The organism is Sulfitobacter sp., from assembly GCF_041552635.1.
In the GTDB taxonomy this organism is placed as follows: Bacteria; Pseudomonadota; Alphaproteobacteria; order Rhodobacterales; family Rhodobacteraceae; genus Sulfitobacter.
This window is the reverse complement of sequence record NZ_JBFEKM010000290.1, coordinates 1-2940: the sequence shown is the minus strand read 5'-3', so window position 1 is coordinate 2940 and position 2940 is coordinate 1. Positions and strand designations below refer to the sequence as shown.

The window sequence follows — 2940 nt, the reverse complement described above, 5'->3', positions numbered from 1 at the left end:
CGCGCTGCCACAGCCGACCCAGATCGGCCCCGAACGGATCATCCCCGACCAGCGAGATCAGCCCGACATCCGTGCCTTGCCGTGCGGCCGCAATCGCGACGTTGGACACATCCCCGCTGAACCCAGCCTTGAACGCGCCGTCGGCTTGGGCATTCAATTCGCAAAGCGGCTCTCCAAGGCATAAAAGATCACTCATTGCGATGTCACATTACCTTGCCGCGCGCTGCGACAGGGGATGGCCCCAGAACTGTGTCGCCGCGGATAAACTGCACCTCATCCAGCATATTGCTGACCACGCAAACATGGTTCGGAACGATACGCAGACGGTCACCGACCTTGAGGTCAATTGCATCCGCTGTAAGCACGCCATGTTCTTCGGACAGCCCTGCGACTTTGATATCGGGCGACCCAGCACATGACCGTGCCCGTCCAATCCTAGAAGGTCGCACGTCAGGACCTTGGTGCCGGCATTACCACGGCGCGGTTGCTGGTGGGCACCGACACCACCGTGACCAGAACGCTAAGCGCGCAATCATCCCATGTGCGGGCACTACGATCCTGAAGCGAGCTGTCGTTAAAGATGTAGGTGTCAAACCGGTATTCGGTTGCAACAGGCACGTCCTGCGCCTGCCACATGCCCGGCGATCCACCATTCGAGATCACCGGAACGTCCAGCCCTGACGCTTCGATCAGGGTCTTGGCCTCGGCTTCGCTGATCTTTTGACAGGTGATGCCGATGGTGCTGGCCTGAACCTGTCGCTTCGCGATCATTGGCAGCTTGTGGGTCTTGATGTCGATGCCAAGATTGGTAAACAGGTCCGGCGAAAACGCTTGAGAGCGGTTAGGATTCAGCACGACTTCGATGTCGCTCACGCGGATCATCGAACAGTCGCCCAAAGGCACGACCGAGGTGCCAAAGCTTTGCACGGCGTTGCAGGCTGTTTTGACTACCGTAACCGTGGCATCAATCGGTGCACCGGCAAAGGCGGATGTCTTGCCGCCAAAGCGCAGGTCCATAACGGCACCCTCTCCGGCGGCATGGCATAAACGGACTGCCATCGGGTCCCAGAGGGTGCCAAGCGCTATCGAGGTCATATTCATCTCGATCGCGGTGCGCAAAAGGATCGTGGAATCCCCGGCGACCCCGCGGCCGGGATTGTCCCAGACATCAGCAATGACAACCGGTCCGGCCTTGGCGTCGCGGGCTTGTGCCAGCGCGTCTGCAACGGCCAGAAACTCGGGCTTGGTCGTGCCTCGGAATGAAAATAGTTCCATCCCCGGATCATGGGCAAGGGCATCACCGCCGGGCTTGTCGCCGTCCGAGACGACGATGATTTTTGCCCCCAGATCGGGAGAATCACCCGCCATGAAATCATGGATGGCCGAGATCGACAGGGCGGCACCGTCTTCTTCTAGTGCCATCAGCTTGTCCACAAATCCGGGCAACGGGGCGCGACTGGTGGGCAAAAGGTCAATCATGCAAACATCGAATACAGACAGAACCGGCGTAATCTCTGCGCGCGCGGCGAAGCTGAAACGGCAACATCATAAGAAATCCCGTCAGACCGATATGATCGCGCCGGGCGACACCCGACGACACGGCAAGCATCGCCGCCCAGATCATCAGGTAGCGGGCCATTACCTCGGGCCATGGCAACTGCCAGTGAAAATGATAGCGATCCGCGACGCCCAGCCAGACGTCAAGAACCAGCGTCAGCATCAGCGCCGCAACAATGGCTTCTACGGCGGTGTTAATCTTGGCACTGGCATTTTCTGCCTAGTTTCGCATCGGCCGGCCCCTGACACGACGTTGTAATTAAATTACATATGAGCGCGTTCCTCGGATTAAATTAAATAAAAATGTTATGGAGTTACATTTTCCCGGTAAATACTGGAAAATGTAGCATAATTTTCCATGCAATTGACGGTGTGCGTAGCTTAACTACACTTCCTTTCTCGAAGTAGGAGGAAGATATGCCCCCCAAATCCACCGAAACAAAGCTGGAAAGCCTCCCTCCGCAAAAAGGCCGATCTGGCGTAGCACATGTTATCTCGGCCCTGCGCCGCCATGACGGCAATCTTGCGACTAAAGAGCAGAAGGTCGCCGATTACGTCAACGCCCATCCTGAGGACATCAGCGGACCCCCAACTCGAATCTGCCGACGGCGATACCGCAATCAACCAGATACTTGGCGGAATCTCCGCTTCTGCAAATGTGATGCGCCGCCAGATAGATTATGAGGTGCTGGACCGCGCCAAGTCGGCCCTGCTGCGGACCAGACATCTGTTGTTTGCCGACATCGGCGGCGGATCGTCGAACGTCTCGCAAGAAGCGGCGAACAGGTTTTTTCGCCTCGGCATCCCGTCTGTCTCTACCAGCGACAGCTATATCCTGCAAATGCGTGCCGCGACTCTCCAGCCGGGGGACGTGTTGTTTCTGATCTGGGCCAGCGGCGAAGCAGACGCAATCGTCGGTGCCGCCGAGATTGCCTGTGGGTATGGTGCGACTACGATTTGTATCACCAAATCCGGCACCCGCCTTGCGGATTCCTGCACGATCCCCATTCTTGTGGACCTTCCAGAAGACAAGGATATCCATAAGCCGACAGCCTCGCGCTATATTCACATGATCATTGTCGACGCGTTGGCCATGTCTGTCGCTCAGGATCTAGCGCACGAAACAACTAAAAACTTACGCCGCATCCGGGCTTCTCTGACAGCCTATCACGGCAGAACCGGCCCGCAGCCCTTGGGAGACTAGATCGCCCCCCAAATTCTCGGGGGTAGCGACAAGTCGTTGCGGGCGGGTTTGGTTTGCCTCATTATATCGAAAGCTGGGCAGATTTCGATGATGTTGGATCGGTGAGTAGTCCGCGGGTGAATGATCAAAAAGCTCAAATTCCGTGCCCATTGAAAAACTGTCTGAAGTGCGAAGCCCTT

Annotated in this window: 5 protein-coding genes; 1 reads left to right on the top strand and 4 read right to left on the bottom strand. The window is 57.0% G+C overall.

Features of this window, described 5'->3' with window-relative positions:
• The 4 genes from ABYT07_RS20170 to ABYT07_RS20155 form a co-directional block, all read right to left on the bottom strand.
• The coding region (locus ABYT07_RS20170) for a PfkB family carbohydrate kinase (RefSeq protein ID WP_372993797.1) at positions 1–196 on the bottom strand (196 nt) is incomplete at its 3' end.
• Positions 197–203: 7 nt separating this feature from the next.
• Entirely contained in the window at positions 204–449 is a 246-nt protein-coding gene (locus tag ABYT07_RS20165) for a hypothetical protein (RefSeq protein WP_372993796.1), read from the bottom strand.
• A gap of 1 nt (position 450) precedes the next feature.
• A complete protein-coding gene (locus tag ABYT07_RS20160; protein ID WP_372993795.1) occupies positions 451–1479 on the bottom strand; it encodes an MlrC C-terminal domain-containing protein in 1029 nt (342 codons plus the stop codon).
• Positions 1472–1720 carry a TRAP transporter small permease gene (locus ABYT07_RS20155; protein WP_372993794.1) on the bottom strand — a complete coding sequence of 83 codons (249 nt, stop codon included), beginning with the start codon at positions 1718–1720 and terminating at the stop codon, positions 1472–1474. The genes ABYT07_RS20160 and ABYT07_RS20155 overlap by 8 nt, the downstream gene beginning before the upstream one ends.
• 498 nt (positions 1721–2218) lie before the next feature.
• Between ABYT07_RS20155 and ABYT07_RS20150 the strand changes: the two genes are divergently transcribed.
• Positions 2219–2761, top strand: a complete 543-nt coding sequence (locus ABYT07_RS20150) for a MurR/RpiR family transcriptional regulator (protein WP_372993793.1) — start codon at positions 2219–2221, stop codon at positions 2759–2761.
• Positions 2762–2940 lie beyond the last annotated feature (179 nt).

Bases quoted from the DNA above. Each gene is read 5' to 3' on its own strand.
- ABYT07_RS20150 (WP_372993793.1), top strand. From the start codon at position 2,219: ATGCGCCGCCAGATAGATTATGAGGTGCTGGACCGCGCCAAGTCGGCC.
- ABYT07_RS20160 (WP_372993795.1), bottom strand. From the start codon at position 1,479: ATGATTGACCTTTTGCCCACCAGTCGCGCCCCGTTGCCCGGATTTGTG.
- ABYT07_RS20155 (WP_372993794.1), bottom strand. From the start codon at position 1,720: ATGCTGACGCTGGTTCTTGACGTCTGGCTGGGCGTCGCGGATCGCTAT.